This window comes from Azospirillum sp. A26, assembly GCF_042604635.1.
GTDB classification, from domain to species: Bacteria; Pseudomonadota; Alphaproteobacteria; order Azospirillales; family Azospirillaceae; genus Azospirillum; species Azospirillum palustre.
In genome coordinates this window covers 783,014-799,809 of the sequence record NZ_CP170474.1, presented here as the reverse complement: position 1 = coordinate 799,809, position 16,796 = coordinate 783,014, and the positions used below count along the sequence as shown (strand labels likewise).

11 protein-coding genes and 1 pseudogene are annotated in these 16,796 nt (G+C 64.8%); 9 read left to right on the top strand and 3 right to left on the bottom strand.

What is annotated here, in order from left to right; translation table 11 throughout:
* Positions 1–295: 295 nt before the first annotated feature.
* Together ABNQ39_RS27250 and ABNQ39_RS27245 are read left to right on the top strand one after the other, a co-directional pair.
* Positions 296–5,089, top strand: coding sequence for a DUF4347 domain-containing protein (locus ABNQ39_RS27250; protein ID WP_376964410.1), 4,794 nt, complete (start codon positions 296–298; stop codon positions 5,087–5,089).
* Positions 5,090–5,320: 231 nt separating this feature from the next.
* Positions 5,321–5,788: a DDE-type integrase/transposase/recombinase gene (locus tag ABNQ39_RS27245; RefSeq protein ID WP_376964407.1), complete on the top strand. Its 468-nt coding sequence runs from the start codon at positions 5,321–5,323 to the stop codon at positions 5,786–5,788.
* A gap of 339 nt (positions 5,789–6,127) precedes the next feature.
* On the opposite strand, the gene ABNQ39_RS27240 is transcribed toward ABNQ39_RS27245, so the two are convergent.
* Positions 6,128–6,874 (bottom strand): TetR/AcrR family transcriptional regulator, encoded by a 747-nt coding sequence (locus ABNQ39_RS27240; RefSeq protein WP_376964404.1) that lies wholly within the window; start codon positions 6,872–6,874, stop codon positions 6,128–6,130.
* A 143-nt stretch (positions 6,875–7,017) separates the two neighbouring features.
* On the opposite strand from ABNQ39_RS27240, the gene ABNQ39_RS27235 reads away from it, so the two are divergent.
* The 7 genes from ABNQ39_RS27235 to ABNQ39_RS27205 all read left to right on the top strand — a co-directional run bounded on the left by ABNQ39_RS27235 (position 7,018) and on the right by ABNQ39_RS27205 (position 14,658).
* Complete coding sequence (locus ABNQ39_RS27235) at positions 7,018–8,160, top strand: ABC transporter ATP-binding protein (RefSeq protein ID WP_376964401.1); 1,143 nt, start codon at positions 7,018–7,020, stop codon at positions 8,158–8,160.
* A gap of 22 nt (positions 8,161–8,182) precedes the next feature.
* A complete protein-coding gene (locus ABNQ39_RS27230; RefSeq protein WP_376964398.1) occupies positions 8,183–9,247 on the top strand; it encodes an ABC transporter substrate-binding protein in 1,065 nt (354 codons plus the stop codon).
* Positions 9,244–10,140, top strand: a complete 897-nt coding sequence (locus ABNQ39_RS27225) for an ABC transporter permease (protein ID WP_127005018.1) — start codon at positions 9,244–9,246, stop codon at positions 10,138–10,140. Before ABNQ39_RS27230 ends, ABNQ39_RS27225 begins: the two co-directional genes overlap by 4 nt.
* Entirely contained in the window at positions 10,137–10,940 is an 804-nt protein-coding gene (locus ABNQ39_RS27220; RefSeq protein WP_376964394.1) for an ABC transporter permease, read from the top strand. The genes ABNQ39_RS27225 and ABNQ39_RS27220 overlap by 4 nt, the downstream gene beginning before the upstream one ends.
* An 82-nt stretch (positions 10,941–11,022) precedes the next feature.
* Positions 11,023–12,648 (top strand): class I adenylate-forming enzyme family protein, encoded by a 1,626-nt coding sequence (locus ABNQ39_RS27215; RefSeq protein WP_376964391.1) that lies wholly within the window; start codon positions 11,023–11,025, stop codon positions 12,646–12,648.
* 65 nt (positions 12,649–12,713) lie between these two features.
* Positions 12,714–13,490 (top strand): enoyl-CoA hydratase/isomerase family protein, encoded by a 777-nt coding sequence (locus ABNQ39_RS27210; protein ID WP_376964388.1) that lies wholly within the window; start codon positions 12,714–12,716, stop codon positions 13,488–13,490.
* Between the two features lie 172 nt (positions 13,491–13,662).
* Positions 13,663–14,658 carry an MDR family oxidoreductase gene (locus tag ABNQ39_RS27205; protein ID WP_376964385.1) on the top strand — a complete coding sequence of 332 codons (996 nt, stop codon included), beginning with the start codon at positions 13,663–13,665 and terminating at the stop codon, positions 14,656–14,658.
* Between the two features lie 74 nt (positions 14,659–14,732).
* On the opposite strand, the pseudogene ABNQ39_RS27200 reads toward ABNQ39_RS27205, so the two are convergent.
* Both ABNQ39_RS27200 and ABNQ39_RS27195 read right to left on the bottom strand, forming a co-directional pair.
* Positions 14,733–15,500: pseudogene (locus tag ABNQ39_RS27200) on the bottom strand (IS6 family transposase).
* 235 nt (positions 15,501–15,735) lie between these two features.
* Complete coding sequence (locus ABNQ39_RS27195) at positions 15,736–16,710, bottom strand: LysR substrate-binding domain-containing protein (RefSeq protein ID WP_376964382.1); 975 nt, start codon at positions 16,708–16,710, stop codon at positions 15,736–15,738.
* Positions 16,711–16,796: the final 86 nt, after the last annotated feature.

Here is a 16,796-nt window from a genome sequence, read left to right as displayed (position 1 = left end):
TGGCGGACCGTAGTTGAAAGATTCGAAAAGATTCATGGGAAAAGGCCCGTTTAACTGAGATAGCTTTGAGGTTTTCGCCCGTTTTCTGTTTCATATCGTCACATATTAATGAATGTAATAAATATCCGCCTTGGCTTCGCTGTGTCGCGAGTAAATCTTTGACAAAATGGTGAAAATTGTAACGGCCCGGCTGTTGAAGAGCGTTCGAGGCAAGAAAAATTTTGGTTGTGAACCTATTGAAGCCCGCGTATCCGTGAACCGGGAAGTGACGTAGGCCGAGCTGCGGCGGGTCTTCTTGCTCGTTGTCATCATGGAGGGCGAAATGGGTGTTGTGAGACGTGTCGCAGGCAACGGCTCGACGAACGGTGCCCACGTAGCTTCCGGTGGCATGACGGGTGGGCTGGCGATGGCCTTGGAGCCACGCTTCCTGTTCGATGCCGCCGGCGTGGCGACGGCTCAGGACGCAGCCCAAATCGCGGCGAAGGATGCGGGCATTCCCGCTGCAGAACCGGTTTCCGCCGATCACCACATGCTGGCGGCGCTGGCCGGCGAGGCTCACCCGGATCAGCCGGCCGCCTCGAAGGAAATCGTCTTCGTAGATGCAAAGGCCGCCGACAGCCAGGAGTTGATCCGGAACGCTCCCGCGGGCGCACAGGTCTTCGTGCTGGACGCCGCGCGCGACGGGCTCAGCCAGATTGCCGAAGTCATGGAGAACCAGCAGGGTGTCACCGGTCTCCACATCCTGTCGCACGGCAGTCAGGCGTCCTTCTCGCTCGGCAGCAGCACGATCGGCACCGCCACCCTCGGCACCCACCAGCAGGATCTCGCCACCATCGGCGCTGCGATGGCTCCCGGCGGGGACATCCTGCTCTATGGCTGCGATGTCGGGAAGGGGACGGCCGGCCAAGCCTTCATCGACAGCCTCGCCGCCGCGACCGGCGCCGATGTGGCGGCCTCCACCGACGCCACGGGTGCCGCGGCGCTCGGCGGCAACTGGGTGCTGGAACGGCAAAGCGGCACGGTCGAGACCAGGACGCTGACCGACGCCGGCTATTCGCATCTGCTTGCCAATCCGACCGTAGTCAGCATCGAGGACGGCGATTCCGACAACGTCGTTTCGGCGTCCACGCCGTTGACCTATACGGTGGTCTTCAGCAAGGACATCGACGCCTCGACGGTCGATGCCTCCGACTTCAGCAACGCCGGCTCGTCCGGCATGAGCATCGGCACCATCACCAAAGTCAGCGCCGGCATTTTCACGGTGCAGGTGACGCCGACCACGCCCGGCACGCTGCAATTACAGATCGCAAAGGACGCGATCATCCAAGCGGCCGATGGCACCCAGCTCGACACGAGTTCAGCCATCCCCGACAACGACACGCTGACGGTCGAACGTGCCCCGCTCGACACCGGCGGCAATCTGCTGGACTTCTCGGGCACTCCCACCCTGGTAACCGGCACGGCCCTGACACAAGGCGCCGTCTACAAATACACCAATGTACTCACGGTCGGCGGCGTCCAGGTCGATGCCTTCGTTACGCTGACGGACATTACGAACGCGACGCTCACGACCCTCGACAACAACAGCCCCGGCAGCTACAGCTACGCCAACATCGCTGGAAGCAAGCTGTTTGCGCCGGAGATCAAGACCTCGGCCGCCAACGGCGGCGTCACCTTCACGATCGACTTCAAGGGCACCGACGGCAATGCCATCAAGCTCTTGAATTTCTACAACAACTCGCTCGACATCGACGGCCCGGAGATGGTCGAGTATGGCGGATTCGATTCCTTCACCCTGGGATCGAGCAGCGACCTGAAGACCCTCGCCGGCACCGGCAGCAACCTGCGGTTCCAGCAAAACAACAGCAGCACGTCCTACAGCGGTCTGGCGGTCAATGACACGGGGCGCGTTCAGACCCATTTCAACGACGTCTCCAGCATCCAGATCAAAATGGGTGCGACGGGCGACACCGGCGCCACCGCCCGCCAATATGGGGCAGCCTTCGGCGCCATCAGCTTCGCGTCCGCCAAGAGCTACAGCGCGCCCACGGTCAACGGACTCACCACCACGAACCGGACACCGACCCTGACCGGTTCGGTCGGCAGCGCCTATAATTCCGGCACCGACTCGCTGTCCGTCACCGTGAACGGAACCACCTACACCACCGGCAGTGGACAGGTCACGGTCAACGGCACGGCCTGGACCTTGACGATTCCGACGGCGCTTGGCAACACCAGCACCCCTTACGACGTCAAGGTGACGCGACACTATGGCGGCCCGAACCTCGACATTGTGGACCAGACCACGAACGAACTCACCGTGGTCGGCGACAGCACCCCGCCGGTGGTGCTGAGCAGCACCCGTCAGAGTCCCAGCACCGAAGCGACCAACGCCACCAGCGTGACCTTCCGCGTCGTATTCAACGAAGCGGTCACCGGCGTGCAGGCGAACGATTTCGCCCTCTCCGGTACGGCTGCCTCGGGAGCCACCATCGGTTCGGTGACTGAAGTGACGCCCGGCGTCTATGACGTCGTCGTCAACGGCCTCACCAATGCCAATGGCACGCTCAACCTCGACCTGGCTGCGAGCCCGACCATCAACGACCTCGCCGGCAACAGCCTGACCAACACTACGATCTCGGGTGCGGACGAGACCTACATCATCGATCAGACGCCGCCGACCACCCCGACGGTGGTTGCGAAGACGACGAACAGCACCACGCCGTCCATCACCGGCACAGCGACGGTCGGCAGCGGCGAAGTGCTGACGGTGGCGGTCAACGGCACCACCTACACCGCCGGCGACGGCAATCTGGTGCTGACCGGCAGCAACTGGACGCTGACGATCCCGCAAGGCAACGCGCTGACGCAGGGGACCTACGCGGTGACGGCGACGGTCACCGACGCCGCCGGCAACGCCGCCTCCGATACGACGACCAACGAACTGGTCGTCGACACCACGCCGCCGACGGCCCCGACGGTGGCTGCCAAGACGACGAACAGCACCACGCCCGCCATCACCGGCACGGCGACCGTCGGCACCGGCGAAGTGCTGACGGTGGTGGTCAACGGCACCACCTACACCGCCGGCGACGGCAATCTGGTGCTGACCGGCAGCAACTGGACGCTGACCATCCCGCAAGGCAACGCCCTCACCCAGGGGACCTACGCGGTGACGGCGACGGTGACCGACGCCGCCGGCAACGCCACTTCGGACGCGACAACCAACGAGCTGGTCATCGACACCACGCCGCCGACGGCCCCGACGGTGGCTGCGAAGACGACCAACAGCACCACGCCGTCCATCACCGGCACAGCGACGGTCGGCAGCGGTGAAGTGCTGACGGTGGTGGTCAACGGCACCACCTACACCGCCGGCGACGGCAATCTGGTGCTGACCGGCAGCAACTGGACGCTGACCATCCCGCAAGGCAACGCCCTCGCGCAGGGTACTTACGCGGTGACGGCGACGGTGACCGAAGCCGCCGGCAACGCCACTTCGGACGCGACAACCAACGAGCTGGTCGTCGACACCACGCCGCCGGCCACGCCCACGGTGGTTGCCAAGACGACCAGCAGCACGACGCCGGCGATCACCGGCACGGCGACCGTCGGCAGCGGTGAAGTGCTGACGGTGGTGGTCAACGGCACCACCTACACCGCCGGCGACGGCAATCTGGTGCTGACCGGCAGCAACTGGACGCTGACCATCCCGCAAGGCAACGCCCTCACCCAGGGGACCTACGCGGTGACGGCGACGGTGACCGACGCCGCCGGCAACGCCACTTCGGACGCGACAACCAACGAGCTGGTCGTCGACACCACGCCGCCGACGGCCCCGACGGTCGATCCACAAACCAGCGGCACACAGACTCCCACCATCACCGGCACGGCAACGGTCGGCACCGGCGAGGTGCTGACAGTCGTGGTCAACGGGGCCACTTACACGGTGGTCCCGAACGGCGACGGCAGGTGGAGTCTCGATCTCCGTACCGCCACCCCAACCTCCGGCACGTTGGAGCCGCTGTCCAACGGTGGTGCTTACGACGTGGTCGCAACAGTGACCGACGCGGCCGGCAATGCCTCGTCAGATACGGCGAGCGCTGAGCTTGTGATCAATCTGCCGGCACCCCTGTCGCCGGTGTCTCCGCTTTCGCCGCCGGTCCTGCCGGCGCCTCCGCTTCCCGCCGAACCGCCGCTTCCGCCCGCAGATCCATCGCTTACGTTGGTAAAACCACCTGTGGCCCCGCCGATTCTGTCGACCGTGAGCGGCAGCACCGCCACGCCCACCATCCTCGGCGCGGTGATCACCAACACTGTGGCGCCTCTGACGCCGACGCGGGTGCTGGATTTTGGCGGACTGGCGAATTCGCTGTCGTTCCTGGACGGTGCGACACAGAGCGGCAACCTGCCGCGCGGCGTGGTACTTGCGTCCGACGCTTCCCCGGACGGTCCGCGCCTGTCCGTCATCGGGACGGTTGGCGACCGCGTGATCAGTGCCGGTCAGCAGAACAATATCCCGATCCCGGCTGGCACCTTCCAGAGCACCGATCCGCAGGCGATCGTGAAGCTGGAGGCGACACAGGCGGACGGCTCGCCGTTGCCCGTGTGGTTGAAGTTCGATGCCTCCACCGGAACCTTCACGGGAACACCGCCCGCCGATCTCGACCGGCCGGTCAATGTGAAGGTACTTGCCCGGGACAATCAGGGCGCTCAAGCCGTCACTGAGTTCCGCATCAGCGTCGGGCAGAAGGAAAAAGCCGAGGAGGGCACACGCCGCCCCCGCAATCCACAGGCCCCCCCAGAACCGGCCATCGACGCGCCCGCGGACAGTCCGCCGCAAGCACCGCCGGGCGATGCCCCGCCCGACGGACAACCGGAGGGCACCCAGGATAACCTAGGTCCCTCCCCCGATGGTCAGGCTCCCGACGGTCCGATGCCGGACCGGCGTGCCGCCAACGACGGATTCGATCGCCCCCTTCCGGTTGGTAAGCTGCCCTTCAGCCAGCAGTTGGGCGTCGCCGCGGGGTCGGGTGTGGCGGCGGAAATCGCTGCCCTTCTGCACAGCCTGGAGGAGATCATGGCCTGAGCGACGGTATTGCGACACAGCGGCATTGGCTGTTTGGTTGCGGAGCGTTGCAGGGACGTGAATCACAATAAAGGCGGCGCCGTCCCCAACGACGCTGCCGAGGCTTGCCATCACCGCCCGCTTCGGGCCTCACAACTCACAGAGACGCTGCCGATGACCGGAAGAGGCTTCGGTCTCAGGTCATGTTCAGCCGGCCACGTCGCTGGATGGTCGTTGGGCCGGGTGGCTGGGTTGACGCAGAAAACCCGGCCGATCATCCTGGCCGCATATGCGGACGCTTTGCCATCCACAGCCCGACCGATCAGATTGCCAGCCGATTCGGCGTGGTCGGCCAACCTCCCGAGTTCGGCCCGCGCTACAACGGGTTCCGTCAGCGTGCGCGCCAGCTTGATCATCGCGGCGGTGCTGCCGTACCCGCCGGCCTTCGACGAGGTGTTCGGCGACGACGTCGAGCATCGTACTTCCAAGTTCAAGAATAACCATCTCGAGCAAGATCATCGCGGGGTCAAAGGCCGCACGCGCCCGATGCGCGGCTTCCAGACCCACATCAGTGCTCACCGCTTCTGCCGGGCACACGATGAGGTGCGCAACTTCCTGCGGCCGGCGACCCGGCGCAACCAGCACGTCCCGGCCGCCCAGCGACGGGCGATCCATGCCCAAAGGGTCGCCGCCTTGCGCGACATGCTCGCCATCGCCTAACCAACCGTGCTGGAAACTGGCCGCGCCGCGCCCACTCGCCCGGCTTGGCGCGAGAGCTGACGGAACCGCTCGACGGGCGCTGCACGGCCTCGTCGATCAGTTCCGCCTGCTCGGCGAACCGGTCAGACCGGGGATCGACAAAACCCACGGGGACCAAGCGCCCAAGAACGCGCTGAGGTGATTTGGGCGTTGATCCGCGGACTTCATCAAAGTTAGCGGCCATAGGCCGCGACAACAGGCCGGGCGCATGGATGGACCTGACCAACCGTCAACACGAAGTCTTCTCTTGCGCCGAGAAGGCCGTCCACACATGGTCTCAACCTCGTCGCCGTCCGCCGCTCAGTCCCTGCCGTCCGCCGCAGTGGTTGGCCGGGCAGGCCCTTCGAACGCTTCCATCGCAAGGTACCATTGGTCGGATAGGGCTTTTGCAAGGCTGTCGGCAGTGGGGAAGGACCGGCAGAGCAGCGCGTCGCCATGGACGAATCTTTCGCGCAGGCTCTCGATCGTCATCGCGATCAGCAGGCGCAGGACGCCCTCGAACCTGCCGCGTTCCTTCATGCCGAAGGGCTGTCCGCGACGGCGGGCGACGGCCCGGATGATGCGGTCGACCCATTCGGAATTCATCCGCTCGCGCATGCGCAACACCTCAGGATCCCGCGTGGCCAGTTCCGAGAACAGGCTGTAGAAGCCTGCGTTCGCCTCATAGGCGCGGCAATAGTCGGTGTTGGCGGCCAGGATCGCCTCGTAGCTGCTTCGTGGTCCTTTCGATACGGTGCGGCGGTGGGTGACATATTCGAAGAACAGATTGACGAGGACGACGGCACATTCGTCCATGTCTTTGAAATGATTATAGAAGGTTCCGCGTGACAGCCCGGCTTCGTCCAGCAGGGCCTCCACCGTCAGCAGCTTTCCCCGTGTGATGCGCAGGTGGCGGGCGACAAGGGAAAGCAGCATGTAGCGCGTCCGCTCCCGCTTCGGGCGCGTCCGCTCCCGACTCTTGATCGCCAGCACCTCCTCGAAGAAGAGAGGGGGAACGGTTTCATCCTGCTCAGGCCCGCTGCCCTGAATTTTCTCATCCTGCTGCATTCTTATGCCCTCGCTCCCCAACCATCACGGCCCCGACAAAAATGTTCTGCGAACTGACGTTCACGGCTTGACGAGGGCCAATTTTATACATAGCGTCATATTTAGACAATGCGTCATCACTGGACAGGCCGATGGTACCTACGATGGTGGACGTCAATAAACCTTCCAGCGGCTCCTTGAACAGGGAAGCTTTTTCGAAAGCGAAGGCGACCGGTGCGACGATCGAGTTCCAATCCGTTCGCAAGGCCTATGGATCGGTAACAGCACTGCACGATTTTTCTCTGACCATTCATCCCGGCGAGTTCCTGACGATCCTCGGGTCGAGCGGATCGGGGAAAACGACGGCCCTGAATGCACTTGCGGGTTTCTCCGGGGCGGACTCGGGCGACATCCTCATCGACGGCAAGTCGGTAATCGACGAGCCGCCGGAACGCCGGAACCTGGGGATGGTGTTCCAGAACTATTCCCTGTTCCCGCACATGACGGTGTTCGACAACATCGCCTTCCCGCTGCGGATGCGCCGGGCCCCGCGGCGCGAGATCAACGAACGGGTGGAGCGGGTCCTGGAGATCGTCCGGCTCGGTGCGCTCGCAAGGCGGATGCCCCGCGATCTCTCCGGCGGACAGCAACAGCGCGTGGCTTTCGCCCGCGCCATCGTGTTCGAGCCGCCGGTCCTGCTGATGGACGAACCGCTCGGCGCGCTCGATCTCAAGCTGCGCGAAGCGCTGCAGTTCGAGATCAAGGAAATCCAGCATCAGCTCGGCTGCACCGTGGTCTATGTGACCCACGATCAGCGCGAGGCGCTCGCCATGTCGTCGCGCATCGTCGTGCTGCGCGACGGCCGGATCGAGCAGGTCGGCACGCCGTCCGAAATGTACGATGCACCAAAAAGCCGCTTCGTCGCCGATTTCATCGGGCAGACCAACCTGCTGGCCGCCGATCTGTCGACGGCCGGATCGGTGTCCATCTCCGAACTGGGCGCCGTCTATCGGGACGCGGACTCCCAGGCCCGCCAGGGGTCCTGGTACGCCAGCGTTCGTCCTGAAAAGCTTCAGCGCCGCCCGGCCGAAGGGGCGGACATCGCCGTGGGCGTGACCGTTCAAGAGGCGGTGTTCCTCGGCGATGTGATCGAGTTCAGCGCCCGCACCGCCCATGGTGCGCTCATCCACTTCCGGGAACAGAGACGCGACAGGGATCGGATCCCGGAACGCGGCGAGACCATCGGTCTCGTCCTGCGCCCCTCCGACGTCGTCCTCGTTCCGGATCTCGCCAAGACCGGTCGCTAAAGAACTGATTGGGAGTGCCGTTATGAAGAAGCTGCTGTGGAGCCTCTCCGTTGGAGCGGCGATTGTCGGCGGTGCCGGCGACGCCGCCCTGGCCCAGTCCGGCAACAAGTCGATCACGATTGCCAATTACGGCGGTGCTTGGGCGGAAACCCTGAACCGCATCTGCATCGAGCCGTTCACCAAGGAGACCGGCATCACCGTCACCCAGGCGGCAACCGAGGACTCCCTTGCCCAGATTCGCGTCCAGCAGACCACCAAGAACATCCTGTGGGACATTGCGCCCACCGAGCGTTCGGGCCTGCCGGTCTCGTCCAAGAATGGCTGGCTGGAGCCCATCGACTGGTCGGTGGTCGACCCGGAGAACAAGCTCCCGCCGGTTGCCCGCAAACAATACGCCATCGGCGCAATCGCCTATTCCACCACGATTGGTGTGCGCACCGACAAGCTGCCGGAAGGCAAGAGCTTCGGCGGCTGGAAGGACTTCTGGGACGTCAAGGCCTTCCCCGGTCCGCGCACGCTGCGCAACTCCCCGGCGGAAAACCTCGAATTCGCCCTGATCGCCGACGGCGTGAAGCCGTCCGAGGTCTATAACGTGCTGCGGTCGCCGGACGGCGTCGACCGCGCCTTCAGGAAGCTGGACGAGATCAAGCCGGCGATCACCGTCTGGTGGACCAGCGGCCAGCAGCCGGTCCAGCTGCTCGCCAGCGGCGAGGTCTTCTACGCGACCGCCTTCAACGGCCGCATCCAGCAGCTGCAAAAGGACAAGCTGCCGGTCAGGATCATCTGGGACGGCGGGTCGTTGGACGTCAGCTACTATTCCATCGTGAAGGGCGCCCGCAACGTGGCCGACGCCCAGAAATTCATGAAGTATTGCTGGAACACGCCGACGCGCCTGGCCGAGATCGCCCGCGCCATGCCCTATTCCTCCTTCAACCCCGACATCTACAAGATCCTCTCGGCGGACGAAGCCAAGGAACTGCCGACCAGCCCGGCCAACCTCGAGGTTCAGTTCGCGCTGGATTCCGAATATTGGGCTGAAAACCTGCCGCGCATCCAGAAGCGGTGGGAAGCTTGGCGCCTGCAATGAGCGACGGCGTTGCCATGCCGCGCGATGGGAAAGGGGCGGCGCGCGGCAGGCGCGCGCCTCTCTCCTCCCTCTGGCTGCTTGCCCCGGCGGCCGTGCTGTTCCTCTTCGTGTTCATCCTCCCGGTGGGCGAGGTCGCGTTGTGGAGCGTGCAGGGTGAAGCCGGGCTGTCGGCGGAGAATTACGAGGCGGCACTCGGCGCGGGGCCATACCGGACGATCCTGTTCGGAACCTTGCAGCTTTCCTTCGGCGTGGCCTGCGCCTGCATCCTGGTCGGCTATCCGGCCGCCTATTTCCTCGCATCCCGTCCGCCGCGCAACCGCACCCTGCTGCTCCTCCTCATCCTGACCCCGCTGTGGGTCAGCGTGCTGGTGCGCACCTTCGGCTGGATCGTCGTTCTCGGCCGGGAAGGTCTGGTCAACTCCATGCTGATCGGGATCGGCGCCGTCGATGGGCCGCTCCAGATGCTGTACACGCGCGGAGCCGTCTACATCGCGATGGTCCAGGTCCTGCTGCCGGTCGCCATTCTGGTCATGTTCTCGACCATGACCACCATCAACCGCTCCCTGCTGATGGCGTCCCGGATTTTGGGTGCGTCGCCGTGGCGCGGCTTCGTCCACATCTTCCTTCCGCTGAGCGCGGGGGGAGCGGTCAACGCCTGGATGCTCACCTTCGTTCTGGCTCTCGGCTTCTTCATCACCCCGGCGCTGGTCGGCGGTCCGAAGGAGACGATGATCGCGAACCTGATCGCGACGCAGATCACGCTCACCCTCGACTGGGGCCTGGGTTCCGCGCTGGGCATGGTGCTGGTGGTCGCGGGCTTTGCCGTGGTGGGCGCCATCGCGCTGCTCTTCCGGCGGGTGACGGGGCTGAGCGGCCATGGAGGCTCGCGATGAAACGATCGCTTTGGGAAAAGTCCGGGTGCTACCTGCTTCCGGTCTATTTCGTCGGCGTCCTGCTTTACCTGCTGCTGCCGTTGCTGCTGGTCATCCCGATGTCGATCAGCGAAACGCGCTATCTGAAATTCCCGCCGCAGGGCTTCACGTTCCGCTGGTATCAGGAGTTCTTCGCGTCCGCCGGCTGGATCGACGCCACCCTGCGCAGCCTGCTGATCGCCGCGGCGAGCGCCGTGCTGGCCACCGCCATCGGCACCGCGGCCGCCCTGGTGCTGAGCCGGGAGGGCAGCAAGGCCGCGCGGGTGGCCGGACCGGTCTTCCTGGGGCCGCAGGTGGTGCCGGTCATCATTCTGGCGCTGGGCACCCTGCTGGTCTTCAGCCGCTTCGGCCTTTACGGCTCGCTGTGGGGCGTGGCCCTGGTCCATGCCGTTCTGGCTCTGCCCTTCGTCACCACCACGGTGTCCGGGGCGCTGCGTCAGACCGGCGACACGCTGGCCCGCGCAGCCCGCGTGCTGGGGGCCCGGCCGCATGAGGCCTTCTGGCACGTCACCTTGCCGACGATCCGTCCGGCGGTGATCTCGGCCGCCGTCTTCGCCTTCTTCATTTCCTTCGATGAGCTGGTCATCGCCCTGTTCGTCATGGGGCAGAACGAAACCCTGCCCATGCGCATCTGGGCGGACATGCGTCACGACCTGACGCCGGTCGTGGCCGCCGTCGCCACTCTGCTGATCGTCGTCACCTTCGCCGCCGTCTTCATGAGCGATCTGATCCAACGCCGCGCCCAACGGCGCGCGGGGTGACCGGTCGCCCGGCACCGCGCGCCAGCGCCGCACCTCACATGGGCCGCCGCACCCGATGGCCCCATCACCCAGGGAAAGTGTGATGTTCTCAGATTTCCGCAGGGAAGAACCCGATGCTCTCGCCCGCCGCCTGGAGGCGATGACGCTTCCGGATTCGGTGTATGACCTGCTGCTGACCACCGCCACCCGTGTTCCGGCGGCGCCCGCCTGGCGCTTCCTCGACGATGGGGTGGAGCGGAGCTGGGGCGAGGTTCTGGCCAGCGTCGATACCGCCGCCGCCGCGCTGTCCGCGGTCGGCATCGGACCGGGCGTCCATGTCGCGGTGATGGCGTGGAACCGCGAGGAGTTCCCGATCACCTGGCTGGCGCTGTCGCGTCTCCAGGCGGTGATGGTGCCGGTCAACGCCACCTACACCGCGCGCGAGGTCGAGTATGTTTTGAAGACCTCGCTCGCCACCCACATGGTGCTGGAGGCGGAGTTCCTGCCGCATCTGGACAGGCTGGAAGCGGTGACGCTCGATCCCTCGCACGTCATCGTGATCGGCGATGCGGTGTCGGACCGTCACCGCAACTGGCGGGTCCTGATGGACGAGGCCCGCGGCCGTCAGGCTCCGGCGATCCCGCGGTCGATGGACGCGACGCTGAACCTCCAATACACCTCGGGCACGACGGGCTTCTCCAAGGCCTGCATGCTCAGCAACGAGTACTGGCTGTGCCTCGGCATCAGCTCGACCGAGTTCTTCGCCACCGACCTGCACCGATTCTATGTCGGCTCCAGCTTCTTCTACATGGTGGGGCAGCGCATCCTGCTGAACGCCATGGCCAGCGGCGGCTGCGCCTTCTTCCCGCGCAAGCCGGGCGCCAAGCGCTTCATGCCCGACGTGTCGGCGCTGGACTGCGATTACTGCGCCCTGTTCGAGATGGTCTACAAGCAGCCGCCGCGCGCCGGCGACGCGGACAACAGGCTGAAGATCGCCACGATCTTCGCCTTCGGCCCTGAAAGCCACGCCGACTTCCAGCGCCGCTTCGACGTGTATGGCCAGGAATTCTACGGCATGACGGAGATCGGCGGCGGCAGCTACGTCCCCGCCCATCGCCTGCCGGAGATGGCCGGTTCGGGAAGCTGCGGCGTGGCCGCACCCTTCCGCGAGCTGATGGTCGCGGGCGAGGACGGCAAGCCGGTTCCGACCGGCGAGACGGGCGAGCTGTGGGTCCGCGGCCGCGGCATCCTCAAGGGCTATTTCGGCAACGAGGACGCGACGGCGGAGGCCTTCACCGACGGATGGTTCCGCACCGGCGACCTCTGCCGGGTGGATGCCGGCGGCTACCACTACATCCTCGGCCGCACCAAGGACATGGTCCGCCGCATGGGCGAGAACATCGCCGCGCGCGAGGTCGAAGTGGTGCTGCGCATGCTCGACGATATCCAGGACGCCGCCATCGTGCCGGTGCCCGACGATTACCGCGGCGAGGAGATCAAGGCCTACATCCTGCTGGCCCCCGGCGCATCCCCGGACACCTGCACGCCGGAGTTCATCGCCGATCACTGCTCCCGCCATCTCGCCGGGTTCAAGGTCCCCCGTTATTACGAGTACCGCGACAGCTTGCCCCTGACCGACTCACAGCGGGTCCAGAAGAAACACCTGATCGCCGAGAAGCCCGACCTGCGCGTCGGCTCCTATGACCGGCAGGACAAGATCTGGCGCTGACGCCATCCCATCCCCATCGACCCAATCCGAAAAGGCCAGCCGGCCTTTAATCGAGGACCATTGCCATGCCCGAAATTTCCACGCGGACCGAGGGCGCCATCCGCATCCTGACCATCTCCAACGAACGCAAGCGGAATGCGTTCGAAGGGTCGATGGCGGCGGACTTCCTCCGGCTCCTGAACGAGGCGGAAAGCGATGACGCCGTGCGTGTGATCGTGGTCACCGGGGCCGGGGACATCGCCTTCTCCAGCGGCCATGACCTGAACGAGATCGCATCCGGGGCCCACGCCGAAACCAACCTGGGGGAAGAGCCCTTCCTGCGCCCGCGCAGCATGCACAAGCCGGTGATCGCGGCGGTCAACGGCCATTGCTATGCCGCGGCCCTGATCTTCGCGGTGAACTGCGACCTGCGGGTGGCGAGCAGGAATGCGTCCTTCGGTTCGCCGGGGGCGCGTCTCGGCATGCTGCCCGAAGGCGGCCAGATCGGCCGTCTGCCGCGTCTGATGACATCGGCGCGCGCGCTGGAGCTGATGTTGACGGCGAACCCGCTGTCGGCCGACGAAGCTTACCGGACCGGCTTCATCAACCGGCTGGCCGAAAAGGGCGAGGCATTGAGCGAAGCCCTCGCCCTGGCGGGCGACATCGCCAGGAATTCCCCGTCGGTGGTCGCCGCGATCAAGGCCGGGGTTATCCTGGGGGAGGTCGAGGGGGTAGAGGCCGCGACCGCCTATGAGGCGACCGTCGCCCGTCGCCTGGAGAAGGAGGCCGACGCCCACGAAGGCGTCAGCGCCTTCCTGGAAAAGCGCCCGCCGGTGTTCGGCGGCGGTGGGAAGCAACAATAGGGCGGGATGGCGGAAGGCCGCAACGGCAGGCGCCGACAGCGGGTGTCCCCATGGTCGGGCCGCCGGATGGCGCCTATGTTCACCATGATCCGCTGTCCCGGCATCGGCTGCCTCCCGCTCGACGGCGCCGTGCTCATCGCAAATTCTGTTTATCGCGGGGAGGGTCCCAACCATGGCCGAGAACTTCAAAGCCTTCGTGATCGAAGATATCGACGGCAAGCCCAAGGGCGGTTTCACGACGCTGACGCTCGCCGAACTGCCGGACAACGATGTGCTGGTGGAGGTCGCTTACTCCACCCTCAACTACAAGGACGGGCTCGCCGTCTCCGGGAAGGGCAGGATCGCCCGCAAGCTGCCGATGGTCGCCGGCATCGATCTGGCCGGCACCGTGATCGAGTCCCGGTCTCCCGACTGGAAAGCCGGCGACAGGGTGGTCGCCAACGGCTGGGGCATGTCGGAAACGCAGTGGGGCGGCTACACCCGCTTCCAGCGCTTGAAGGCGGAATGGCTGACCCGGCTGCCGGACGCTTTCTCGTTCGAAGAGGCCATGGGCATCGGCACCGCCGGCTACACCGCCGCGTTGTGCGTGGACGCGTTGGAGCGGTGGGGCGCCGTTCGTCCAGGCGGCAAGGAGGTGCTGGTTACCGGAGCGGCCGGCGGGGTCGGCTCCGTCGCGGTGGCATTGCTCGCCAGGAGCGGCTATCCGGTGGTGGCCTCCACCGGTCGGCCCGAGACGCACGACTATCTGCGGGGGCTCGGCGCCACCGGCTTTATCGACCGCGCGGTGCTTCTGGAAAAAGGCGCGCCTTTGCAGAAGGAGCGTTGGGCCGGCGGCATCGACTCCGTTGGCGGGCAGACGCTGGTCAGCGCGCTGTCGCAAACCATGTGGGGTGGGGCGATTGCCGCCTGCGGCTTGGCCGGTTCGTCCGACCTGCCCGGTACGGTCCTGCCGCATATCCTGCGCAGCGTCGCACTTCTCGGCGTCGATTCGGTGATGGCTCCGCAGCATCTCCGCGACGCCGCCTGGAAACGTCTGGCCCGCGACCTGGACAGGACGGCATTGAAGGCAATGTACGAAGTGCAGCCCTTCGACGCGCTGCCCGATCTGGCAACCCGGATCCTCGCCGGACAGATCCGTGGCCGCGTTGTTGTCGATGTAACCCGTTGAGGCGGGTTCCAGGGCTCTGTTGCAAAGTTTGAAGGCAGGCGCGAGGTGATGGGTTACGGGCATCGCCGCCGACGCTATGCGTCCTGGAGTTCGAGCTGCTGGCTGATGAACTGTACAGCTTCGGCGAGCACACCGGGTCCAAGGTTGAAGGTGCGTTCCACAAGGCGCGCCTCGCCCGGTATGTCGCGGGTGATGTTGAAGCTGGACGCTTGGCCTTTGCGGAGCGCCCGCATCACCTCAAAGCCCTTGATCGTCGCGTAAGCCGTCTTCAGTGTCTTGAAGCCCCGCACCGGGCGGATCAGCTGCTTCAGCTTGCCATGGTCGGCCTCCACCACATTGTTCAGGTATTTGACCTGCCGGTGCTCGGTCTCCTCCGGACATTTGCCCTCGGCCTTCAGCTCCGCCAAGGCCGGCCCATACGTTGGCGCCTTGTCGGTGTTGATGACCGTCGGCGTCTCCCACTCCTTCAAGCCGTTCAACGCCTTGGACAGGAAGCGCTTGGCGGCGGCGGTGTTTCGTGTGGGAGAGAGGTAGAAGTCGATGGTGTTGCCATGCTTGTCGACAGCCCGGTACAGGTACGCCCACTTGCCGCCCACTTTCACGTAGGTCTCGTCAACCCGCCAGCTGGTTGACCGTGGGCAGCGCCACTGCCAGCGAAGCCGCTTCTCGATCTCCGGCGCGTACTTCTGCACCCAGCGATAGATGGTCGAGTGGTCGACCGAAACGCCGCGCTCGGCCGTCATTTGCTCAAGGTCGCGGTAGCTGATGCCATATCGGCAGTACTAGCGCACCGCCCAGAGCACGATCTCACCCTCGAAGTGGCGTCCCTTAAAGTCCGACACGGCTTGGCTCCATCCAGCGTCCAGCCATTCCGCCGCCTGCCGGCAAACTTTGCAACAGAGTCCTTCCATGTGTCAGTGCTTAAGCTCGGCGGTATAAGGCCCCCGTTTAGGGGGTGATCGGCAGGTAGATCTTGCGAAAATTGCAACGGGTTCACGCCGCGGCGGTAGCGGCCTGCAGGTCGGCCATGGCCTGTGCACGGAAGGTGCGCATTCTGAGAACCCCCTGAACACACACCTACTGAAACCATATTTTCTGCTCGTCGGCGATCCCGTTCCGCAGCCATTTTTCGAACACCGTGATCTGCGTGCCATACCGATAACCGGGCGGCTTGACCAAAAAGTATGAGGTTGTTTCCACCTGCAACGACGCACCCTCGTATAACGGAATCAATTTTCCCTCATGAACCTCCTTTGCTGTCAGAAGTTCGCTCTCAAGTACAACGCCAACGCCGGCGACCGCGGCATCAATCGCTATGGTTGACCGGTCAAGCCAAAGCTCGTTCAGCGGCCTGAGGCCGTCATGGCCGATGGTGCGAAGATATTCCGCCCAAGTGAGCGCATTGACCGAATGGATCAGCGTGACCCGCGTCAGGTCCTCGACTGTCTTCAGATCAAGCGCCTCTGCAAGCTGTGGAGAGCAATATGGGCGCAGCCTTTCGACCAGCAATGGCTCGGCATGCCAGTGTGGTGATGCGGGACGGCCGTAGGAGATCGCAATGTCGAACCGGACATTGTCCAAATCCCCACGGTCGGACAAGGTCGACAGCCGCACTCCCACTCCCGGATTGGCAGCCAGGAATTGTGGAAGGCGCGGCTGCAGCCATTTGGCCGCGAAGCTGGGGCCGGAGGCGATGACGAGGTGTCCGGTCTGGGATTGCGGGGCGGCCCGCCGGGTCGCTTCGGCGATCAGTCCCAACGCGTGTTCGATCTCGCGGGCGTAAGCCTGCCCCGTGGTCGTGAGGACCGCCCGGCCCGCATGCCGCTGAAAGAGCGCTGCCCCCAGAAAATCCTCCAGTTGCTGAATCTGATGGCTCACGGCCGAGGGTGTCACGCCAAGCTCCTCGGCGCCCTGGCTGAAGCTGCCGTGCCGGCAGGCTGCGTCGAAGGCAAGCAGTGCCTTAAGCGGAGGAAGTCGGGGGCGTTTTGGGCCGGCCGTTGAATTCATCTCACACCGCATTGATTTTTTTCGACTGGTTCGGAAGTCGAACATTGAGTATCAATTTTGTCAAGCACACGCAAGTAAAGATTAGAAAACGCCGAAAGGCGTTGACGAAAATCTCTGTTCTCCATTGAAAA

Coding starts and splice junctions, on each gene's coding strand:
- ABNQ39_RS27240 (WP_376964404.1), bottom strand. CDS start 6,874: ATGCAGCAGGATGAGAAAATTCAGGGCAGCGGGCCTGAGCAGGATGAA.
- ABNQ39_RS27235 (WP_376964401.1), top strand. CDS start 7,018: ATGGTGGACGTCAATAAACCTTCCAGCGGCTCCTTGAACAGGGAAGCT.
- ABNQ39_RS27230 (WP_376964398.1), top strand. CDS start 8,183: ATGAAGAAGCTGCTGTGGAGCCTCTCCGTTGGAGCGGCGATTGTCGGC.
- ABNQ39_RS27225 (WP_127005018.1), top strand. CDS start 9,244: ATGAGCGACGGCGTTGCCATGCCGCGCGATGGGAAAGGGGCGGCGCGC.
- ABNQ39_RS27220 (WP_376964394.1), top strand. CDS start 10,137: ATGAAACGATCGCTTTGGGAAAAGTCCGGGTGCTACCTGCTTCCGGTC.
- ABNQ39_RS27215 (WP_376964391.1), top strand. CDS start 11,023: ATGTTCTCAGATTTCCGCAGGGAAGAACCCGATGCTCTCGCCCGCCGC.
- ABNQ39_RS27210 (WP_376964388.1), top strand. CDS start 12,714: ATGCCCGAAATTTCCACGCGGACCGAGGGCGCCATCCGCATCCTGACC.
- ABNQ39_RS27205 (WP_376964385.1), top strand. CDS start 13,663: ATGGCCGAGAACTTCAAAGCCTTCGTGATCGAAGATATCGACGGCAAG.
- ABNQ39_RS27195 (WP_376964382.1), bottom strand. CDS start 16,710: ATGTTCGACTTCCGAACCAGTCGAAAAAAATCAATGCGGTGTGAGATG.